The sequence below is a fragment of the Streptomyces sp. NPDC058401 genome, assembly GCF_042722885.1.
Classification (GTDB): Bacteria; Actinomycetota; Actinomycetes; order Streptomycetales; family Streptomycetaceae; genus Streptomyces.
In genome coordinates this window covers 42154-61263 of the sequence record NZ_JBHXKA010000044.1, presented here as the reverse complement: position 1 = coordinate 61263, position 19110 = coordinate 42154, and the positions used below count along the sequence as shown (strand labels likewise).

General features: G+C 74.1%; 15 protein-coding genes. 6 read left to right on the top strand and 9 right to left on the bottom strand.

Translation table 11 applies throughout. The features are described 5' to 3' along the window. Nucleotides 1-119: 119 nt before the first annotated feature. Entirely contained in the window at nucleotides 120-1871 is a 1752-nt protein-coding gene (locus ACFWNV_RS18455; RefSeq protein ID WP_383947716.1) for a cation:proton antiporter, read from the top strand. Nucleotides 1872-1889: 18 nt separating this feature from the next. Here the strand turns inward: ACFWNV_RS18455 and ACFWNV_RS18450 are convergent, their stop codons facing one another. Further along, the gene (locus tag ACFWNV_RS18450; RefSeq protein ID WP_383947713.1) at nucleotides 1890-2093 is read right to left on the bottom strand and encodes a ferredoxin; all 204 of its coding nucleotides are present in this window, start codon (nucleotides 2091-2093) and stop codon (nucleotides 1890-1892) included. 5 nt (nucleotides 2094-2098) lie between these two features. Beyond that, nucleotides 2099-3289: a cytochrome P450 gene (locus ACFWNV_RS18445; RefSeq protein WP_383947710.1), complete on the bottom strand. Its 1191-nt coding sequence runs from the start codon at nucleotides 3287-3289 to the stop codon at nucleotides 2099-2101. Between the two features lie 248 nt (nucleotides 3290-3537). Between ACFWNV_RS18445 and ACFWNV_RS18440 the strand changes: the two genes are divergently transcribed. Beyond that, nucleotides 3538-3726 carry a hypothetical protein gene (locus ACFWNV_RS18440; protein WP_383947707.1) on the top strand — a complete coding sequence of 63 codons (189 nt, stop codon included), beginning with the start codon at nucleotides 3538-3540 and terminating at the stop codon, nucleotides 3724-3726. On the opposite strand, the gene ACFWNV_RS18435 is transcribed toward ACFWNV_RS18440, so the two are convergent. Beyond that, a complete protein-coding gene (locus ACFWNV_RS18435) occupies nucleotides 3727-4065 on the bottom strand; it encodes a thioredoxin family protein (RefSeq protein WP_383947705.1) in 339 nt (112 codons plus the stop codon). A gap of 94 nt (nucleotides 4066-4159) precedes the next feature. Here ACFWNV_RS18435 and ACFWNV_RS18430 point away from each other — a divergent pair, with 94 nt between their 5' ends. Further along, the gene (locus ACFWNV_RS18430) at nucleotides 4160-4429 is read left to right on the top strand and encodes a hypothetical protein (protein WP_383947702.1); all 270 of its coding nucleotides are present in this window, start codon (nucleotides 4160-4162) and stop codon (nucleotides 4427-4429) included. Between the two features lie 64 nt (nucleotides 4430-4493). Here ACFWNV_RS18430 and ACFWNV_RS18425 read toward each other — a convergent pair whose 3' ends face one another. After that, the gene (locus tag ACFWNV_RS18425; protein ID WP_383947699.1) at nucleotides 4494-4868 is read right to left on the bottom strand and encodes a hypothetical protein; all 375 of its coding nucleotides are present in this window, start codon (nucleotides 4866-4868) and stop codon (nucleotides 4494-4496) included. A 215-nt stretch (nucleotides 4869-5083) separates the two neighbouring features. On the opposite strand from ACFWNV_RS18425, the gene ACFWNV_RS18420 reads away from it, so the two are divergent. Continuing rightward, nucleotides 5084-5443 (top strand): YciI family protein, encoded by a 360-nt coding sequence (locus tag ACFWNV_RS18420; protein ID WP_327251158.1) that lies wholly within the window; start codon nucleotides 5084-5086, stop codon nucleotides 5441-5443. Between the two features lie 81 nt (nucleotides 5444-5524). After that, on the top strand, nucleotides 5525-6754 hold the full coding sequence (locus ACFWNV_RS18415) for an RNA polymerase sigma factor (RefSeq protein ID WP_383947695.1): 1230 nt from the start codon (nucleotides 5525-5527) through the stop codon (nucleotides 6752-6754). A 42-nt stretch (nucleotides 6755-6796) separates the two neighbouring features. On the opposite strand, the gene ACFWNV_RS18410 is transcribed toward ACFWNV_RS18415, so the two are convergent. From ACFWNV_RS18410 to ACFWNV_RS18395, 4 genes are all read right to left on the bottom strand, one after another. Next, complete coding sequence (locus ACFWNV_RS18410) at nucleotides 6797-8299, bottom strand: condensation domain-containing protein (RefSeq protein WP_383947692.1); 1503 nt, start codon at nucleotides 8297-8299, stop codon at nucleotides 6797-6799. A 215-nt stretch (nucleotides 8300-8514) separates the two neighbouring features. Continuing rightward, complete coding sequence (locus ACFWNV_RS18405) at nucleotides 8515-9525, bottom strand: ABC transporter ATP-binding protein (protein WP_383947689.1); 1011 nt, start codon at nucleotides 9523-9525, stop codon at nucleotides 8515-8517. Further along, a complete protein-coding gene (locus ACFWNV_RS18400) occupies nucleotides 9522-12317 on the bottom strand; it encodes a hypothetical protein (protein ID WP_383947686.1) in 2796 nt (931 codons plus the stop codon). Before ACFWNV_RS18400 ends, ACFWNV_RS18405 begins: the two co-directional genes overlap by 4 nt. After that, nucleotides 12314-15637 (bottom strand): FtsX-like permease family protein, encoded by a 3324-nt coding sequence (locus tag ACFWNV_RS18395; RefSeq protein WP_383947684.1) that lies wholly within the window; start codon nucleotides 15635-15637, stop codon nucleotides 12314-12316. The genes ACFWNV_RS18400 and ACFWNV_RS18395 overlap by 4 nt, the downstream gene beginning before the upstream one ends. Before the next feature lie 200 nt (nucleotides 15638-15837). Between ACFWNV_RS18395 and ACFWNV_RS18390 the strand changes: the two genes are divergently transcribed. Further along, a complete protein-coding gene (locus ACFWNV_RS18390; RefSeq protein WP_383947682.1) occupies nucleotides 15838-16644 on the top strand; it encodes an ABC transporter ATP-binding protein in 807 nt (268 codons plus the stop codon). Between the two features lie 12 nt (nucleotides 16645-16656). Here ACFWNV_RS18390 and ACFWNV_RS18385 read toward each other — a convergent pair whose 3' ends face one another. Beyond that, complete coding sequence (locus tag ACFWNV_RS18385) at nucleotides 16657-18963, bottom strand: FtsX-like permease family protein (RefSeq protein WP_383947679.1); 2307 nt, start codon at nucleotides 18961-18963, stop codon at nucleotides 16657-16659. Between the last annotated feature and the right edge of the window lie 147 nt (nucleotides 18964-19110).

Below are 19110 nucleotides of genomic sequence, written 5' to 3'. Positions count from 1 at the left end.
GAGTAGGGGTCGTTCGGGACCGCGTCGAAAGTTGAGTTGCTCAATTTTTGACGCGGCGAAACCCGTGAGCGTACGGTGGACAAACCGTCCCCGAACCCCCTTAAGGCCCCGTACCGCCCATGGAAATGACCCTCGTCTCGATCGTCGGCGTCAGCAGCATCGTCGCCGTCGCCGCCTTCTCGAAGCGCCTCGGCCTCGCCGCCCCCCTGAGCCTGGTGGTCGTCGGCATCGCCCTCAGCTTCGTACCGGGCGTGCCGGCGCTCGCCGTCGAGCCGGAGTGGGTCCTCGCGGGCGTGCTGCCACCCCTGCTCTATTCGTCGGCCGTGAACATGCCCGCGTCGGACTTCCGCCGCAACATCAAGGCGATCAGCGGGCTCGCGGTCCTGCTGGTGGCCGTCACCACCCTCGGGGCGGGCTGGCTCTTCCACTGGCTCATGCCCGGCCTCGGCTGGCCCGCCGCCTTCGCCCTCGGCGCCGTGGTCAGCCCCACCGACGCCGTCGCCGCGACCTCCATGGGCAAACAGCTCGGCCTTCCGTCACGGCTGCTGACCATGCTGGAGGGCGAGGGGCTCGTCAACGACGCCTCCGCGCTGGTCCTGCTGCGCTCCGCGATCGCGGCCATGGCCGGAACCGTCTCCCTGGCCGGGGTCGCCGGGAACTTCCTCTTCTCCGTGGCCCTCGCCACCGTCGTCGGCATCGTCGTGGGCCTGGTCAACGTCCGGGTCCGGGCCCTGCTCAAGGACAGCCTGCTGAACACGGCGATCTCCTTCGTGGTGCCCTTCGTCGCCTTCCTGCCGGCCGAGGAGTTCCACGCCTCCGGAGTCCTCGCGGTGGTCGTCGCGGGTCTGGTCACCGGCCACCAGGCCCCGCGCTTCCTCAGCGCCCAGGACCGGCTGGCCGAGGCCATGAACTGGCGCACCCTCGCCTTCCTGCTCGAAAGCGCCGTCTTCCTCCTGATGGGACTCGGCCTGAAGGGTCTCCTCGACCAGGTCGCCACGGACGGGCTCAGCGCCTGGCGCGCCCTGTTCATCGGCCTGGCCGCCGCCGCCCTGGTGATCGTCGCGCGCATGGTGTTCGTCGCCCCGCTCATCGCCTCCCTGCACAAGGACGCGCAGCGGGCCGCCGCGAGCAAGCCCCGGCTCGACTGGCTGATGGACCGGCTCGGCGCCCCGGAGTCCGAGCAGCAGGCCAATCCGCTGCGCCCCCGCAGGGAGCTGACGCCCCGACGCAGGGAGCAGATGAAGGAACGCGTCACCCGGGCCTCGGCCGACGCCGACTTCAAGGTCAACGAGAACCTCGGCTGGCGCAGCGGCGTGGCCCTGGCCTGGGCCGGGATGCGCGGGGCGATCACCGTCGCCGCGGCCCAGACCCTGCCCGAGGACACCCCGTACCGCCCCCAGCTGCTGCTCATCGCCTTCGTGGTCGCCACCACCACCCTGCTGCTCCAGGGCCTGACCCTGCCCGCCGTCATCCGGAAGGTGAAGATCTCCGGGGACGACCCGGTCCGCTTCCGGGAGGAGTACCGGCGGCTGCTGGAAGAGGCCGCCGAGGCCGGCCGGGCCGTACTGGAGGAGCCCGGCCTCGTACGGGCCGACGGCAGCCCGTACGCGCCGGAGGTCCTCGCGAAGGTCCGCGAGGACGCCCGGCTGGACCGGAAGGACGAGGCCGGCGCCGTCCCCGCGATCGACGGAGCCCGTGAGCAGTACGTGGACCTGCGGCTCGGCGTGATCGCGGCCTCGCGGGACGCCGTACTGGCCGCCCGCTCGACCGGGGTCTACAGCTCGCAGGCCATCAACCAGGCACAGCGGGGCCTGGACCTGGACGAGGCCATGTTCCAGAGGCTCAGCGCCGGCGCCGGCGCAGGGCACTGAGCCGCCGCCGGCTCTCGCTCAGTCCCCTTCGACTTCGACCCTGACCGCCGACACCGGGCAGGCCCGGGCGGCCTCCCGCAGCAGCGGGCTGCCGGCGCCGTCCTCGCGGCCCGGCAGCAGGGCGCCGAAACCGTCCTCGTCCTGGGTGAACACGGCCGGGGCCGTCAGGGCACACTGTCCGGCCCCGATGCAGCGGTCCGTGTCCACGGAGACCCGGGTCACCCGGCTCACCACGCCACGGGGAGTTCGAGCATGCCCTGGACGGTGTCCCCGGGCTTGAAGGGGATCCGGTCCGGCTCGGCCGCCAGCCGAAGGCCGGGGAGCCGTTCGAAGAGGGTGCCGAGCGCGATCTCCATCTCCGCGCGGGCCAGGTTCTGCCCCAGGCACTGGTGGATGCCGAAGCCGAAGGCGAGGTGGTGCCGGGTGGGCCGGTGCCAGTCCAGGGTGTCGGGATCGGCGAAGACGGTCTCGTCGCGGTTGATCACGGAGGTGGAGAAGATCACCCCGTCGTCGGCGCGGACGGTCACGCCGCCGATCTCGATGTCCTCGGCCGCCACCCGCAGCATGCCGTCGGCGATCGACAGGAATCGCATCAGCTCCTCCACCGCCGCCGGCAGCAGGGACGGCTCGGCGCGCAGCTCGGCCAACTGCTCGGGGTGGCTGAGCAGGGTGAACGTACCCAGCGAGATCATGTTGGCCGTGGTCTCGTGCCCCGCGATGAGCAGGATCGCGGCCAGCGCGACCAGTTCCTCCACATCGGTCTCGCCGGTTTCGAGGCGCCGCACGATCAGCTCGTCGAGCAGCCCCTCGCCCGGGTGCTCGCGCTTGTGGCCGATGAGCTCGCGCAGGTAGCCGTTGAGCTGCTCCCGGGCGTCTTCGACGTCGGTGAGTTCCGGGCCGCGCAGCAGCCGCCGGGACTGGCTCTCGAAGAACTCGTGGTCCGCGTACGGGACTCCGAGCAGGGCGCAGATCACCATCGACGGCACCGGCAGGGCGAAGGCGCCGACCAGTTCCGCGGCGGGCCCGGCGGCGATCATGCCGTCGATCAGCCGGTCCACGGTCTCCTGGATCCGGGGACGCAGGGCCGCGGTGCGCCCCAGGGAGAAGCTCGGGATCAGCATCCGGCGCTGGGTGTTGTGGACCGGGTCGTCGACGCCGAGCAGGGCGGCGCGCCGGTTGCTCAGACCCTTGAACCGCCTGGTGGGGGCGGGGAAGGAGAGGTTCTGCCGGTCGGCGGAGAGCCGGCCGTCGGAGAGCAGGGCGCGCGCCTCGGCGTGCCCGGAGACCACCCACACGGAGCGGCCGTCGAAGAGGGTGACCCGGGAGAGCGGCCGGCCCGTCCGCAGGGGCTCGTAGGCCGCCGGCGGGTGGTAGGGGCAGGTCCGGTCCTGGGGGAACGCAATGGTCTTCTCGGACATACAGCACCTCGCACGCGATGGTTCCGTTTCGCCGGGATCCATTACATGCCTCAGGCACCTATCCGATCCACGTGACTTTCGGCCAGATCGCGCGCTTCGCCCGGACGGCCCAAGCTGCGGTCCGGCGGGGGTGCGCCGGGGGTGTGCCGGGGGCCCGCGTCGTGGGCGCATACACTCCGTCACACGTCCTGCTCAGGAGGCTGGGGCGCGCCGACCGGTGCATCCTCCGCCAGGTTTTCGGAGAAGAAGTGGCACTCGGCGTCGCAGTGGTCCCCCTGATCTTCATCATGGGCTTTCTGGTCTTCTGCGTGGCCGGTTCGCACTTCCTCGTGTCGCAGGAGAAGCGGACCGGCTGCCTCGTCGTGTCGAGCAGCCTGCTGTTCCTGATCGCGGGCAGCGTGCTCGTCTTCTACCTCGAGACGCTGAACCTGATCTGATCAGAGACGGGCGTCGAGGAAGAGCCGGAACTCCTCCGCCGTCATCGGCCCGGCCTGGGTGGCCACCGGCTCGCCGCCCACGACGAGGACGGCCGTCGGAGCGCCCGTCACCTCGTACCGCTTGGTCTGCGCGGGGCAGCGGGTGATGTCCACGCGCACCGCCGTCAGCCGGGTCCCGTACTCCTGCGCCAGCGCGGCGACGACCGTGTCCATCGCGCGGCAGGGCTCCAGGGCCTTCGGCCAGCTTCCGCAGAAGTAGGCGAGCACCGGCCCGTCGGTCATGCGGAGGATGAAGTCGAACTCCTGGTCCTCCAGTGGCTGGTGTACCCGACGTGCCATGGATGGTGCTCCGCTTCGTGTGCCGTGCGATCCGAACGGCTCCCATCATCGCCGCTCGGGCCCGTTGTCAGTGCCGTCTGTGAAGCTGACCGGTATGGACGACAGGATGCTCCGGCGCCGGGTCTACGGCGCCGACCACGAAGACCCCGACCCGGGTCCGCTCCCGGGGCGCGCCTACGGAGAGCTCGTCGGCGGGCCCCTCGACGGGCTGCTGCTCGACATCACGGGCTGGAGCGGCCCGCAGCTCGCCGAGGAGGCCAGACTCCCCACGGAGATAGGGCGGTACGGTCCCGGCGGCCGGGCCCACTACCGCCGTCGCGCCGCCGATCCCGCGCACTGGGACTGGACGGGCGACAGCCGCTGACACGGGGGCGCCGGGGCGGCTGGGCGCCGGGGCGCCCGGAGGCGGGACAGCGGGCGGGGTCGCCTCAGCCCGCCGCGTTCCGGCCGACCTTGCGGGCCCACAGCACCAGCGGCACCTGGAGCGGCAGCCGGCCCAGGGCCACGGCCCGCAGGGCGGGGGAGCGGTGGCGGGCATCGGCGGCCATCTTGACGTTCGCGGGGAACACCCCGACGAAGAACGCCGCCGTCGCCAGCGCCGCGACCCGGCGGGTGCGCGGGTGGGCCACCCCGGCCGCCAGGACGAGCTCCGCCGCGCCGCTCGCGTACGTCCACCGGCGCGGGCTGCCGGGCAGCGAGCGCGGCACGATCGCGTCGAACTGCTGGGGGGCGACGGCGTGCGCCACCGCCGCGCCCGCCAGCAGGCCGGCGAGCAGGAGCGGTGAGGAAGGTGTGCGCGGCATCGGGGAATCCTCTCGGAGGGGCCTGGGCCCGGCGATCCTACTCGCGGGTAGCTCCGGGTGGGGCGGCGACCGGAATCTCCGTCCCCGCGCCGTCCCCACGCGCGTCCCGAAAATCTCCGAAGATTTTTCCGGAAAGCTGTCGATCCCGGCGTCTCCCGTTCGACGCAGGGGTGAGGGACGGGGAACGACCCCGTCCCCACCACCGAGGAGTCACCATGCCGCGCTTCCTTTCGATGATCCGCATCGACGAGCAGAACCTCACCCCCGACACCCCCTTCCCCGCGGACTTCAACGACCGCATGGGCGCCCTGATGGAGGAGATCACCAAGGCCGGAGTCATGCTCGACACCGCCGGCCTGCTCCCCACCTCCGAGGGGACCCGGGTCACCTGGTCCGGCGGGAAGCTCAGCTACACCGACGGACCCTTCACCGAGACCAAGGAGGTCGTCGGCGGGTACGCCCTCATGCAGTGCAAGGACAAGGACGAGGCGCTGGAGTGGACCAAGCGCTTCCTGGAGATCCACCCCGAGAACTGGACGGTCGGCGCCGAACTCCGCCAGCTCGACGGCAGCTGACGGCCGCCGGCGCCGCGCCGCCCGTCCCGCGTGGTTTGCCCTGCCTCGTCACGGCTGCTCTGATGGGTGGCCGTGACGGCAGTGAGTACGACCCGAGCGGTCGAAGCGGTGTTCAGGATCGAGTCCGCGCGCATCATCGCGGGCGTCGCCCGGATCGTGCGGGACGTCGGCATCGCCGAGGAGATCACCCAGGACGCCCTGGTCGCGGCGCTGGAACAGTGGCCGGCCTCCGGCGTACCCGACAAGCCGGGGGCCTGGCTGATGGCCACCGCCAAACACCGGGCCATCGACCTCGTCCGCCGCAAGGAGACCTACGCCCGCAAGCTCGCCGAGGTGGGCCGCACCCTGGAGGACGTACCGCCTCCCGAGGAGGAGGCCGGGCTCGACGACCCCGAGTCCATCGACGACGACCTGCTGCGGCTGATCTTCACCGCCTGTCACCCGGTCCTCGCCACGGAGGCCCGGCTCGCGCTGACCCTGCGGCTGATGGGCGGCCTGACCACCCAGGAGATCGCCCGCGCTTTCCTCTGCCCCGAACCGACCGTCGCCCAGCGCATCGTCCGGGCGAAGCGGGCGCTCGCGAAGGCCGCGGTGCCCTTCGAGGTACCGTACGGAGCCGACCGCGAAGAGCGCCTCGCCTCCGTGCTGGAGGTCATCTACCTCGTCTTCAACGAGGGCTACTCCGCTACCGCCGGCGACGACCTCGTCCGCCCCGCCCTGTGCGAGGACGCCCTGCGCCTCGCCCGGGTCCTGGCCGGACTGATGACCGAGGAGCCCGAGGTGCACGGCCTGGCGGCGCTGCTGGAGTTCCAGGCCTCGCGCATCGCCACCCGCACCGGCCCCGACGGGGAGCCGGTGCTGCTCGCCGACCAGAACCGGTCCAAGTGGAACCGCCTGCTGATCCGGCGCGGCGTCGAAGCCCTGCACCGCGCGGGCACCGGCCCCTACTCCCTTCAGGCCGCCATCGCCGGCTGTCACGCCGACGCCGTCCGCTACGAGGACACCGACTGGCCCACGATCGCCGCCCTGTACGGACGGCTCGTCGTGCTGATCCCGTCGCCGGTGATCGAGCTCAACCGGGCCGTCGCCGTCTCGATGGCCGAGGGCCCGGCGGCGGCGCTGGTCCTGGTCGACGCACTGGCGGCGGAACCGGCCCTGCGCTCCTACCATTTGCTGCCGAGCGTACGGGGAGACCTGCTGGAGCGGCTCGGCCGCCCGGCGGAGGCCCGCGCGGAGTTCGAACGCGCCGCCTCCCTCACGCGCAACGCCCGGGAGCAGGACCTGCTGCGTGCCCGCGCCGCCCGCCTCTGAGTAGTACGGCCGGGCGGCCCACCGGGATCAGCCGCGACGGGATCAGCCGCGGCGGCCGAACGAGGCCACGTCGAGCGGGGTCCGCGCGGGCCGGCGCGGCGGGGTCAGTGCGATGGGGCGGCGCAGCGATCCGTGGCGGGCGATCTCCCGGACCGTCTCGCGCAGCGCCTCCAGGAAACCGTCCATGGTGCGGCGGGCGGCCGGGGTGTCCGAGTAGATCGAGTTCATGTGCAGCCCGTCCGCGTCCCGCTGGAACCAGGAACAGGCGCCGTTGGCCTGGGCCGACCACACGTGGGAGGTAGGCCGCCACTCCTCGTGGCGCTCGGCGCCCGGGCACTTGCGCATGTCGATGTACGAGAAGAAGTTCACCGGGTACGGCCAGGAGCGGGCCGCGAACTCGCGGGGTGCGAGCAGTTCCCAGGCCCGTACGAACGGCACGTCGAGATGGTCGATCATCTCGTTGAAGCCCTCCCGCACCGAGGTCATCACCTGCGAGAAGTCCCGCCCGGGCGAGGCGTCGAACTCGATGGGCATGGTGTTGACGAACCAGCCCACCGAGTTGCCCCACCCGGCCCGGCCGCGCTCGCTCACGGGCATGAACCCGCGGTAGACCCCCGGACCGCCCGCCTCGCGCAGGCAGACCGCGACGGCGGCGAGCACGCCCATGAACGGCTTGCCGTCCACCGCCAGGCAGGCCTTCTCGAAGACCTCCGCCTCGGCGGCGTCCAGCAGCGGGGAGGCCTCGTTCACGATCGAGTACATCCGGCCCGGCTCCACCCCCAGTTCCAGCGGGAAGCGCGGGAAGAACTCACCGCCGCCGCTCGCCATGAACTGCTTCCAGTAGCCCAGCCGTTCGTCGTCCGCGTCGATGGACAGGTACCGGCCGCGCTGCTCCTCGGCGAAGTCGATGTAGCTCGGCGCGGGCGCCGGATCGGGCAACTCGCCGCGGAGCAGGGCCTCGTAGTCGTTCTCGACCTCCCGGACCACGATCGGCATCGACATGCCGTCGCAGACGATGTGGTCGAAGGCCAGATAGACGGTCGCCGAGTCCTCGCGCAGGACGGCGCCCATCGTGAACAGCGGCCAGGACAGCGTGTCGATGCTCCGCTTGAACCGCTCCACCAGGAAGCGGGTCAGCTCCTCGGTGCGGTCGAAGTCGGCCACCGGGACGGTGTCCAGGGCCAGTTCGGCGGCGGGGATCGGAGCGCACGACAACTCCCCGGCCAGGCGCCGGAACTCGCAGCGCAGCACCTCGTGCCGGCGTACGAACGCCAGCAGTGCGCCGGTCAGGGCGTCCTCGTCCAGCGGGCCCGCGACCTCGAAGGTGACGGCGATCCACGACGCGGTCGGGTCGTCGGCGGCGCGGCTCTCCTCGGCGACGGTGAAGTGCTTGTCCTGGTTGAAGGAGGCCCTCCTGTCCGCCGCACCGTCCGCGCCGTGGGCTCCGTCCGGGCCGGGGGACTGTGCCCCGGCCGTGGACCGCAACCGCCACTCGACGACCCGGCCGGGTGCCATGTGGTGCATCTCCAGAGGAAACTGCCGCATTCCGTCATCCCTTCGACCCCCGAGTCAACCCCGAGCGCCTAACGACACCCGGGCCACGGAAGTGACGCGCGCCGCGGGGTTCACCGGAGGCGGCGCAGGAGCGCGCGCAGTCCCTTCGGGCGCGGGGAGGCGTCCTCGGCCGGGCGCCCGGCCGCCTGCCGGCGCAGCGGCTCGTCGCTGAGGGGGCTCACCCGCAGGGCGGGGTGTCATCGGGATCAGCCCGCGACCGCCTCCGGCGCGCCGTCGCCGTCGCCGTCCGCCGCCGCGGCGGTCGCGGCCGCGTCGTCGGGGCGCAGTTCGATGTGGTCCGCCGCCAGGTCCACCGCCACGCGGTGCTCCATGCCCAGGGCCTCCAGGAACTTCTGCGGGAGCTGCACGCGGCCCGTGCGGTCGAGCATCACGTACTCGCGCTCGCTCACCGATTCGGCGCCGTGCTCGTCGGTGACCGTGCGGCGCAGCACCTCGCTGCTGGTACGGCCGTCGCGCATGGCCACCGTGCGCCGGACCTCGCCCGCGACGAGCGGGTCGTGGGTCACGATGACCACTGTCGCGCCCAGTTCCCGGTTGACGGTGCGGAAGGCCTCGAAGATCGCCCCGCCCGTCTCGGAGTCCAGCTCGCCGGTCGGCTCGTCGGCGAGCAGCACCGCCGGATCGTTCGCCATCGCCACGGCGATGGCCACCCGCTGCTGCTGGCCGCCGGAGAGCTCGGCGGGGCGGCGGTTCGCCAGCTCGCCGATCTCCAGTGCTTCCAGGAGCTCCCCGGTCCGGACCGCGTGCCGCTTGGCGGCGGCCCGCCGCCCGCCCTTCAACTGCATGGGCAGGGCGATGTTCTGCGCCGCCGTCAGGAAGGGCAGCAGGTTGCGGGCCGTCTGCTGCCAGACGAAGCCGACCGCCTCGCGCCGGTAGCGCAGCCGGTCGCGCGCCGACATCTCCAGCAGGTCGTAGCCGCCGACGCTGGCGGTGCCGGCCGTGGGGACGTCCAGTCCCGCGAGGATGTTCAGCAGCGTGGACTTCCCGCTGCCGGACGCGCCGACCAGGGCCATCAGATCGCCCTGTGCCACGGTCAGTTCCAGTCCCTGCAGGGCCTGCACCTCGACCCCGTCCGTACTGAAGATCCGGACCAGGCGGTCGCAGGCGATGGCCGTGTCCGCGCCGTGCCGGCGGGGCTCGGCGGCGGCCAGGGCCTGCCGCCGCAGCTCCTCGTAGGTGGGCTGATCGCTGTTCACCGCTGGTCTCCCGCTCTCAACTCGGTCGTGATCTGTCGCCTGCCGGAGATGGCCGCCTCCGCGAGCACGGCCCCCGCGACGAGGGCCGCCAGGCCCAGTGCCTGGATCAGCACGGGCGTGACGAGGACCTGCAGACCGGTCGGCACCCGGGTGCCGACCAGTGTGGACAGGTCCAGGGCCGGGCCCAGCAGCGCGACGGCGCCCGCCGCGAGCAGGGCGCCGCCGAGTGCGGCGGCCAGGGCCAGGGGCACCGATTCCACCAGGATCAGCAGGATGCCCTGCCGGGGCCGCAGCCCCATCGTGCGCAGCCGTGCGAGCAGCGCCGCGCGGTCGGGCGCGGCCCGTACCAGCGTCAGCAGGACCGCCAGCAGCGCGAAGCCCGCGGCTCCGGCCAGCGAGGCCCAGAACAGCCGCTCGGCGGAGCGCTGGAGCGGGTCGGAGCCCAGCTCGGCCATCACGGCGGAGCTGGTCCGCACGCGATAGCGCTCCTCGGCGCCCGCCGGATCCGTGGAGCGGACCGCCTCCTCCAGCTGGTGCTGGTCGACCGGGCCCAGTGCGAGCCAGGTGTTCGGCAGCCCCATCTGCGGTACGGAGGCCAGCACTTGGGCTGCCGGCAGCACCACGGTGGTGGACTTCGCGCCCGGCCGGGCGGGAGTGCCGTCGACCACTCCGACGACCGCGAGCTTCAGCTCCCCGCCGTTCTCGAGCCGCAGCTGGAAGCCGGAGGTGTCGTCCTCGGCGAGGTCCCGGCTGATCAGCGCGGGCACCTTCGCGCCCGAGGTGCCCGCGGCTCCGGCCGCCAGGAGCGCCGGATCGAACCGGCCGAGGCCGGCCGCCGCGGACAGCCTCGCGTACTCCACCGGGTCGGCGACGACCACCGAGATCTGGGTGCTGCCCGCCTTGGTGCCGTAGAGGAACACGTTGTCGTCGCTCCACACCTTCACCGAGGACCGTACGCCGGGCAGCGCGGCCGCCGCCTTCGTCAGGGCCTCCGGGAGGGTGCCGTTCGGCGCGGAGACCTGTGCGTCACCGCCGACGGCCGCACGGGCCGCCTCGGAGCGGGCGTCGGCCACCGCGGCGAGCACCGTGGCGCCGAAGCCCCCGGTGGTGACGGCCAGCAGCAGCGCGATCAGCGGCAGTACGGACGGACGGGCCCGGCCACCGGTGCCCCGCGCGGCGCGCGCCAGCCCGAGGAAGCCGATCAGCCCCGGGCCCCGGCCGGCCGCCCGGGCCAGCGCCCCGACCAGGGCCGGCTGGATCCGGGCCAGCAGCAGGCCGCCGCAGAGGGCGAGCAGCAGCGGGGCCGCGATCAGCAGCGGGTCCACCCCGGCGCCGGCCGGGGCCACCCCGCGCGAGCGGACCTCGAACACGGCGGCCGCGGTGGCCGCCAGCGCGAGCAGCTCCGCGACCAGCCGCCGCCGCGGTCCCGGCGGGCGCTTCGGCGACAGCAGCACGAAGGCCCGTACGGGAACGGCCAGCAGCGCCAGGAGCGTGGCGGCCGAAGCGGCCAGCACGGTGCCCGCCGAGCGGGGGGTCGGCAGCAGGACCACCGCGAGCACGGCCGCGAGGGCGGCCGCCGGCAGGACGGTGACCGCGTTCTCCGCGAGGAGCCGGCGCACGATGCCCGCGCGGGAACCGCCGCGGGCCAGCAGGAGCCGCAGCTCGGACTCCCGCCGGTCCCCGGTGAGGCCGGCCGCCAGGCAGAACACCACGAACGCCACTCCGGCCACCCCGGCCGGGCCCATCGCGGCGAGCGGCGCGGCGGCCTGGCGCCGGGCCTCGGCCAGGGCGAACTGCTCGGGGAGGCGGGACGTGAACCTCAGGTCGCTCCGCCCGGTCTCCTGGGTGAGGCGCGTCGCGGTCGGGCCGCTGAGGTACGAGGCCACGGACTTGGCAGTGGCCGGGAGCTGGTCGGCCCGCAGCGTCCCGGTGTCCACGGGGATCCGCCAGAAGTCTTCGTTCTGCCCCTCGCTCCATTCGGTGAGCCGGTCGAGCGCCTCCGCGCCGACGAGGGCCTCGGTGCGCCAGAACGCCTGCGGAGGCTGGGTCGTGGTCATGTTGAGGCAGGCGCGCAGGAGGCAGGTGTAGTCGGTCCAGTAGTCCTCGGCTTCGTCGTTCGCGGCGTAGAGACCGACGACCTCCGCCTTCACCGTGGTCAAAGCCCGGCCGGTGGCGGTCTCCAGCACCATGCCGACCCGGATGCCGATGGTCTTCGCGGCGCTCTGCGACAGCGCGACGGGTACGGGACTGCCGGGGGTGGGGGCACCCGGCCAGTGTCCTTCCACCAGGCGGACGTGCTCGGAGGCCGTGCGCAGGTGGTGCAGGCCCAGCTGGGGCGGGGCCCCGTCGGGGGCGGCCAGACCGCGGTTGCCCAGCGGACGGGCAGCCGCGGAGGAACCGTGGACGGGTCCTTCGGGGGCGACGGCGAAACCCGGGGCGGTACGGGAGAGCAGGGTCGCCAGCACCTCGTCCAGGTTCTTCGCGCTCTGCTCCCCGTAGCGGGGGCGGGCGGTGACGTACAGGCTGGTCTGAGCCGGCCCGCGCGACTCCAGGAAGGAGCGCAGCGCCTGGTCGGTACCCCGGTCCATGGCGCGCGGCAGCGCCGCGGAGAGCAGCACGGCGACGAAGGCCAGGACCGCGCCGAGCAGGGCGCTCAGCGGGGTCGCGCGCAGCCGGGTCCGCACCCAGGGCGCGGGCGGCGGCACGGCGCGCGGGGCGGAACCCGCAGGCTCCTGCGGGCTCGTCCCGCCGGGGGCGCGCCGCTCGGCGTCGGTCGCGGCCGGCCCGGTCATATGTCCTCCACGTGCCGCAGCCGGTCGGCCGGCTTCGAGCGGTTCTGATTGCGCCGGCCGCCGAAGACCGCCGACAGCAGCGGCACGGCGGCGATGGCGGCGGCGAGCAGCAGGGTCCGTGCCGCGGGCAGGTCCACCAGCACCTCGGGCACCGGTCGGCCGGCGGCCGGGGTCAGCACGGTCAGCGGGACGACGAGGTGCACGATGACCACGCCCAGCCCCACCCCGACGGCGGTGCCCAGCCCCACCAGCAGGCAGCTCTCGGCGGTGGCCGTCCGGGCCAGGTCCCGGCGCCGGGCACCCAGCGCCGTCAGCACCGAGAACTCCCGGGCCCGTTCGCGGGCGGCAGCCGCGGCGGAGGCGGCGAAACCGATCGCCGCCAGCACCGCACAGGCCACCGCGAGCGCGGCCAGGGCCCCCTGCGGGCCCGCGCTGAGCGGATCGTCGAGCAGGGCCGCGGCCACCTCCTCGCGCAGCCGCAGCTGCTGGGAGCCCGCGCCGGAGCGCAGTTCCGCGGCGGCGCGGGCCGGGGCCGGGTCGTCGGCGGAGGCGGCCGGCAGCCACCATTCGCCGGGCGTCGGCAGCTCCCGGCCGCCCGCGGCGAGCAGCCGGGCGACGGTGTCCAGGTCGACGGCGATCGCGGTGTCGCCGGCCACGGGCAGCGAGCCGACCGCGGCGGTGACCCGGACCGGGACGGTGACGTCGTCCAGCTTGACCGGCACCAGATCGCCCACGGCCGCGCCGATCGCGGACAGGTACGCCCGGGTGGCGATCCCGGGGATCCCGGAGGCCGGAGCGGGCCCCGGCGTCAGAGCGGCCTGGACGCCCCCGCGTTCACCGGAACCGTCCCGGTAGCGCAGCTTGACCAGGGCCGGTCCGCCCGGCGCGGGCGCGGAGCCCGGGAGCAGTTCGACGGACGGGGCGCCGTCGTTGAGCGGCGGGGCCGACAGCTTCCAGTCGGGTGCGGACACCGCGAGGGGCTCGGCCACGCCGTCCCGGGTCTGTGCGACCGCGAGGCCGCGCACCGTCAGCTCGTCGAAGATCTTGACTGTTTCACCGGGCTTCCCGGAGCCGGGCCCGGCGTTCGGATCGGTGCCGGGGAGCGGGCCCTCGCGGTCGTACGAGAACACCAGCCCGGCCACGCTCAGCGGGGTCGCGGCCGATCCGATGGGGGAGCCGAGCATCGCGCCGACGTGCACCGACACGGTGGCGTCACCGCTGTCCGGGAGCTGCATCATCGGGGCCCGGTAGGTGATGCCGAACCGGTCGCGCAGCAGCAGCCCGAGGCCGGGACGGCCGCCCGCGCCGGTGGGCCGTACGGACACCGAGAGGTCGATGCGCTGGGGCCGGCCGGGGAGGGGAAGGCCGGTGGCGGGCGCGGCGGCGGCGGAGGCCAGAGGACCGAACAGCTCGCGCATGCTCCGCCCGTCGCGCAGGTCGGCCCGCAGGGCGAGCCGGTCGGCGGCGGCCGCCGCGTCCAGCGCCATCACCTGGCCGGTGCGCCCGCCCGGCAGCTCCTGCCGGGCACGGAGCACCGGCAGGACGCGCTCCCCGCCGGGCAGCGCCGCGTACCGGCCGCCCCGGCCCAGCGCGGGCACGTCGCTGTGGGACATCAGCAGGCCCCCGGCGGTGGTGAAATCCGCCTGGTCGCGCTGGGACTCGGACCATGCGGTGTGCTGACCCAGTGCCAGGACCCCGCTGGACACGGCGAGGACGAGCAGCAGCACCGGCCCCGTGGCCCGCCCCGGCCGGCGGGCCAGCTGCCAGCCGACGAGCGCCGGACCCAGCCCCCGGCCCCGGGCGGCGATCCGCGCGCCGAGCCGCGCCACGAAGGGCAGCAGGCGCAGCACGAGCAGGGTGCCCGCGCACAGCGCCAGCGTCGGGGCGGCGACCAGGACCGGGTCCACGCCGAACAGCCCGTCGGACCGCCCGGCCGGGCCGGAGCCGCCCGCACCGTAGCGGGAGAGCTGCTCGTAGGCGAGTACGGCCAGGGCCACCAGCGCCAGGTCCGCGCCGGAACGGGCGGCCCCGGCGACGAGCGCCTGACGGCGGCCGGTCCGGTGCAGGGCGGCCGCGGCGGCGCCCCGCAGGACGACCGGGAGGGTGGTCAGCACGACGCACCCGAGGGCGCAGCCCGCGGCGACGGGCCACAGCAGCCAGCTCCGGGTGACCGTGAACGGGACGTGGGCCAGCGAGCCGTAGCCGCCGAGCAGGCGCAGCAGCGGCGGGGTGAGCAGCGGAGCGAGGAGGGCGGCGGGCAGCGCCAGCAGCAGCGACTGGGCCGCGGTCAGGACACCGAGCCGGCCGCGGGAGGCGCCGCGCGCGGCGAGCAGGGCGCGCTCGCCCTCCTGGCGCTCGGTCAGCAGATGGGAGACGAGCAGCAGCGCCGCCCCGGCGAGCACGGCCAGTTGGAGCGCACCGACCAGCAGGGTGGAGCGGGCGACGGTCAGGCCCGAGTGCAACTCGCCGAGCAGCGCCCCGAGCTCGGTCGACGGGGCGAGCCCGGAGCTGCTCTGGAACTGCTTCAGGGCCGTGGCGGCCCGGCCGCGGACGGCCTCGGCTCCGGCCGCGTCCACGGTGGAGAAGTCAGCGGTGAGGAGCACGGCGCGGCTGTCCTGGACCAGCCCGCCCGCGGTGAAGGCGGAATCGTCCACCAGCAGCGGCCCGTACGTGGCGAATCCGGCGACCTGGAGCCCGCGCGCACCGAGCGGATCGAGCCGCCAGTACGGGGAGTCCGGCTCGGCCGCCCGGTAGACGCCCGTCACCAGCACGCTCAGCGGGGAGCCGCCGTACCGGTCGTCGAGCCGCACCTGCGCGGGCAGCGCGCCCTCGGTGAGCCCGAGCCGGTCCAGCGCCGCCTTCGGCACGGCCACCGGAACCGAGCCGCCCCGATCGGAGAGCGGTCCCGCGACGGGCTGCGGCCAGGCGCCCGCGAGGAGCCGTACCCGGTCCTTGGCGAAGGCCGCCAGCAGGGTCAGATCGGCGTCCTTGCCGGGGGTGTGCGGGCCGGGCAGCCCGTACGAACGGCTGCGCGCCACGCTCTCGGCACCGGCCGGGAGGGGGCCGAACAGCTCGCGCGCGAAGCCCCGTACCGCCTCGTCGTCCTTGGCGCGGTCGGCAGCCGGGTGCGAACCGGTGACCAGGACGGTGCCGCGCGTGAGACCGGGCCCCTGGAGGGCCTGGCGCAGTCCGGCGTCACCCACTCCGCGGGTGAAGGCGAAGAGCGCGGTGAGTACGGTCGTGGTGATCAAAACGGTCAGCACCACGGCGGCTGCGAGCGGCAATCGCCCGCGCAGCCGACGCACGACGAAGCCGAGCATGTGCCTGTTCCTCCCCCGCACCGGACTGGTGCCCCCGGATATCGGACGATGCTGCCAGATTCGAACAGATAGCGGAAGGGACTTGCGTGAGTGGTGCAACGGATGAACAAATCGTCCGGACGGGACCGCGAGAACGCCGTTTCATCCGTTCATCGGCTCATCAGTTCACCAGTTCATCCGCTTGGAGGGGGAGCCGCAGCATGACGCAGGACCAGGAACGGCGACAGGAACCGGGACGCGCACCGGGGCAGGACGCCGGGGCGGCGCCGACGGATGCCCCGGCGGCCGCGCCGATGGTGGTGGTGCACGACGTGCGGCGCAGCTTCGGCACGGGCGAGCAGGCGGTGCACGCCCTGCGCGGAGTGTCCTTCGAGGTCCGCCGCGGCGAACTCACCGCGCTCAAGGGGCGGTCCGGCTCCGGCAAGACCACCCTGCTGAACCTGGTCGGCGGCCTCGACACCCCGACCGGCGGCAGCGTCGCCCTCGACGGCACCGACCTGGCCGGCCTCGACGAGGACGGCCGCCTCGCACTGCGCCGCGACCGGATCGGCTTCGTGTTCCAGTCCTTCGGCCTGATCCCCGCCCTGACCGCCGCCGAGAACGTCGGCGTCCCCATGCGGCTGCGCAAGGTACCGGCGAAGCAGCGCGAGGAGCGGGCCCGCACCCTGCTCGCCCTCGTCGGCCTCTCCGAACAGACCGAGCAGCGCCCCGGCGAACTCTCCGGCGGCCAGCAGCAGCGCGTCGCCGTGGCCCGGGCCCTCGCGAACGAGCCCGACCTGATCATCGCCGACGAGCCGACCGGCCAGCTCGACTCCGACACGGGCCGGCAGATCATGCGGCTGCTGCGCGCGGTGGTGCGCAGCGAGGGGGTCACGGCGCTCGTCGCCACGCACGACCCGGCGCTGATGGAACTGGCGGACCGGGTGGTGGAACTGCGCGACGGGCGCATCGTGGAGGCCTCGCCGGGGGGCGCCCCGGCTTCCGGGGAGCCGGTCGCGGCTCCGTAGGCTCCGCGGGGACTACTCGGTGTGCAGGGCCGCGGCGATGGTCATCCGGGCCGCCGAGCGGGCCGGGACCAGTGCGCCCAGGACGGCGATCGCGACCCCCGCGCAGAGCATTCCGGCGAGCTGCGGTGCGTGCCAGACGTTCTTCATCGACTCGGGGAAGGCGACGATGCCCACGTTGTCCACGACGAGCCGGTGCGCGACGATCCCGAGGGGGATCCCGAGCAGCCCTCCGGCCAGTCCGAGTCCGGTCACCGAGGTCACCGTCATCGCGACCACCTGGCGCGGGGTCATTCCGATCGACTTGAGCATGCCCAGGTCGCGGCGGCGGTCACGGGTGTTGAGCAGGACGGTGTTGAAGACGCCGAGCGAGGCGACCAGGGCCAGTACGACCGAGAACACCGAGGAGAAGCCGACGACCGTGGTGGTGGCGGTGTTGACCGAGTCGCCCACCTCGGCGTGCAGTCCGGGGTCGGCCGCGTCGACGGCGTCCGCGTAGGCGCGGGCGTCCGCCCCCGGGGCGAGCCGGACGGTGTACTCGACCGGTCGGCTGTCCGGGGCGAGTGCGCCGAGCGTCTCCCACGTGGAGCGCAGGGCCCGGGCATCACTGTCGATCAGCCGGCCGACGACGGTCGTGGTCGTCCGCCTCCCGTTGGCCTCCAGGACGACCCGGTCGCCGACGGCCAGCCCGCGTTCCGTGAGGAAGGAGGGGCCCGCGGCGATCTCCCCGGGTCCGCCCGGCGGCCGGCCCTCGACGTACGTGGCCACGTCGCGGGACAGGATCCCCCGGTAGAAATCCCCGAACGCGGGCTGTGCGTAACCCGCCAGGCCGACTTGGATCAGCCCGCGGGCCTGCAGCTCCCGTGCACCCAGCGACCGCAGCCGCTCCTCGATCTGCGCGTCGCTCAGCAGCGGTACGACCGGGCTGTTGCCGTGGCCGCCGGTCTGGACGGTGACCACCGGTCCGCCGGCCCCGAGGCCGGTCTGCGCGTACGAGACCATCGTGCTGGTCAGGCCCGTCGCCAGGGTCACCGTGGCGACGCCGAGGAGGATGGCGGCCGTGGTCATGAAGGCGCGGCCGGGGCGGGCGAACGGGTGGCCGAGCCCCAGGCTGACGGAGCGCGGCAGCCGCGAGGAGGCCAGCGCGCGCTGGACGCGCAACCCGCGCCCGGTGCGGGGCGCGCCGCCCGCGCTGATGGCCCGGGCGGCCGGCAGCCGGTGCGCGCGCAGGGCCGGTACCAGCGCGGTCAGCAGGACCAGGGCCGGCATCCCGGCCAGGCACGCGACGCTGAGCCAGGGCGAGAGGGTGGCCACGCTCGCCATGCCCGTCTCGATGCCGGAGAACGCGATCTGCAGGATGGGCGCGGCCAGCGCGTTGCCGAGCAGGGTGCCCAGGACGCAGCCGGCCGCGGCGGGGACCGAGACCATCGTCAGGTAGACGGCGACGACCTGGTTCGGCGTGAAGCCGATGGCCTTGAGGACGCCGATGTGCCGGCTGCCGGAGATCACGGCGCCACTGACGACGTTCGCGACGATCAGGGCGGAGACGAGCAGGCCGAGGAGGCCGAAGAGGGAGATGAAGGGCAGATAGGCGTCCGCGCGGGCGGAGAAGGTCTCCTTGAGGGTGAGATGGGTCTGCTCGGCCGTCACCGAGTCCGCGGGCAGTCCGTCCGTGGCCCGGGCGAGCGAGTCGCGCAGCTGCGCGCCGGTGGAGGCCTCGGTGAAGCGGTAGAGCATCTGCGTGGCGGTCGGGTGGAGGGCCGCGGCCTGCTCGGGCGTCACCCAGGCGGCGGCCGACTTGCTCATGCTCGTCGCGAAACCGACGACGGTGAGCGGGGGGCGCCCGGGGGACTCCAGCTTCGTGCCGAGGAGATCGGCGTACGGGGTCCCGTTGATCGCCCAGTTGACGACGATCTCACCCGGTCCTTGCGCCCAGTGCCCCATCAGGACGTCGACCCGGTCCACCGGACCCGCCGGATCGGCGCGGCCCACCACGGTGAGCGGGCCGGCCGGCATCCAGAGCCAGCTGTCGGGGACATCGACGACGGCCTGGGGGAACGGGCCCGCGGCGGCCGCGACCCCGGGGCGGTGCGCCGTCCGCGCGAGCTGGGCGTCGGAGACCTTCGCGGGGTCGAAGGCGGCCACCGTGTGCGCGCCGCGCTGGGCGGCGTATGCCTTGTCGAAGGGGCCCGAGGCGGCGGCGAGCAGGCCGAGCGCGAGCAGGACGGTCGTGGTGGAGCACAGGACGACGAGGCCGATGACGAACGTCTGGACCCGGCGGCGCTTCACGGCGGCCCGGGAGGCCCGCCACACGGCGCTCACGCGGAACGCTCCAGGGTGGTCGTGGCGTCCACGTTCTCGCCGGCCGGCTTCGTGTCGTCTGCGTTCCGGCTGTCCGGCTTCGCGCCGTCCGGGTTCGTGCCGTCCGGCTTCCCGCAGTCCGGCTTTCCGCCGTCCGGGTTCGTGTCC

Coding starts and splice junctions, on each gene's coding strand:
- ACFWNV_RS18425 (WP_383947699.1), bottom strand. CDS start 4,868: ATGCCGCGCACACCTTCCTCACCGCTCCTGCTCGCCGGCCTGCTGGCG.
- ACFWNV_RS18435 (WP_383947705.1), bottom strand. CDS start 4,065: ATGGCACGTCGGGTACACCAGCCACTGGAGGACCAGGAGTTCGACTTC.
- ACFWNV_RS18455 (WP_383947716.1), top strand. CDS start 120: ATGGAAATGACCCTCGTCTCGATCGTCGGCGTCAGCAGCATCGTCGCC.
- ACFWNV_RS18390 (WP_383947682.1), top strand. CDS start 15,838: ATGACGCAGGACCAGGAACGGCGACAGGAACCGGGACGCGCACCGGGG.
- ACFWNV_RS18400 (WP_383947686.1), bottom strand. CDS start 12,317: ATGACCGGGCCGGCCGCGACCGACGCCGAGCGGCGCGCCCCCGGCGGG.
- ACFWNV_RS18410 (WP_383947692.1), bottom strand. CDS start 8,299: ATGCGGCAGTTTCCTCTGGAGATGCACCACATGGCACCCGGCCGGGTC.
- ACFWNV_RS18430 (WP_383947702.1), top strand. CDS start 4,160: ATGGACGACAGGATGCTCCGGCGCCGGGTCTACGGCGCCGACCACGAA.
- ACFWNV_RS18420 (WP_327251158.1), top strand. CDS start 5,084: ATGCCGCGCTTCCTTTCGATGATCCGCATCGACGAGCAGAACCTCACC.
- ACFWNV_RS18395 (WP_383947684.1), bottom strand. CDS start 15,637: ATGCTCGGCTTCGTCGTGCGTCGGCTGCGCGGGCGATTGCCGCTCGCA.
- ACFWNV_RS18445 (WP_383947710.1), bottom strand. CDS start 3,289: ATGTCCGAGAAGACCATTGCGTTCCCCCAGGACCGGACCTGCCCCTAC.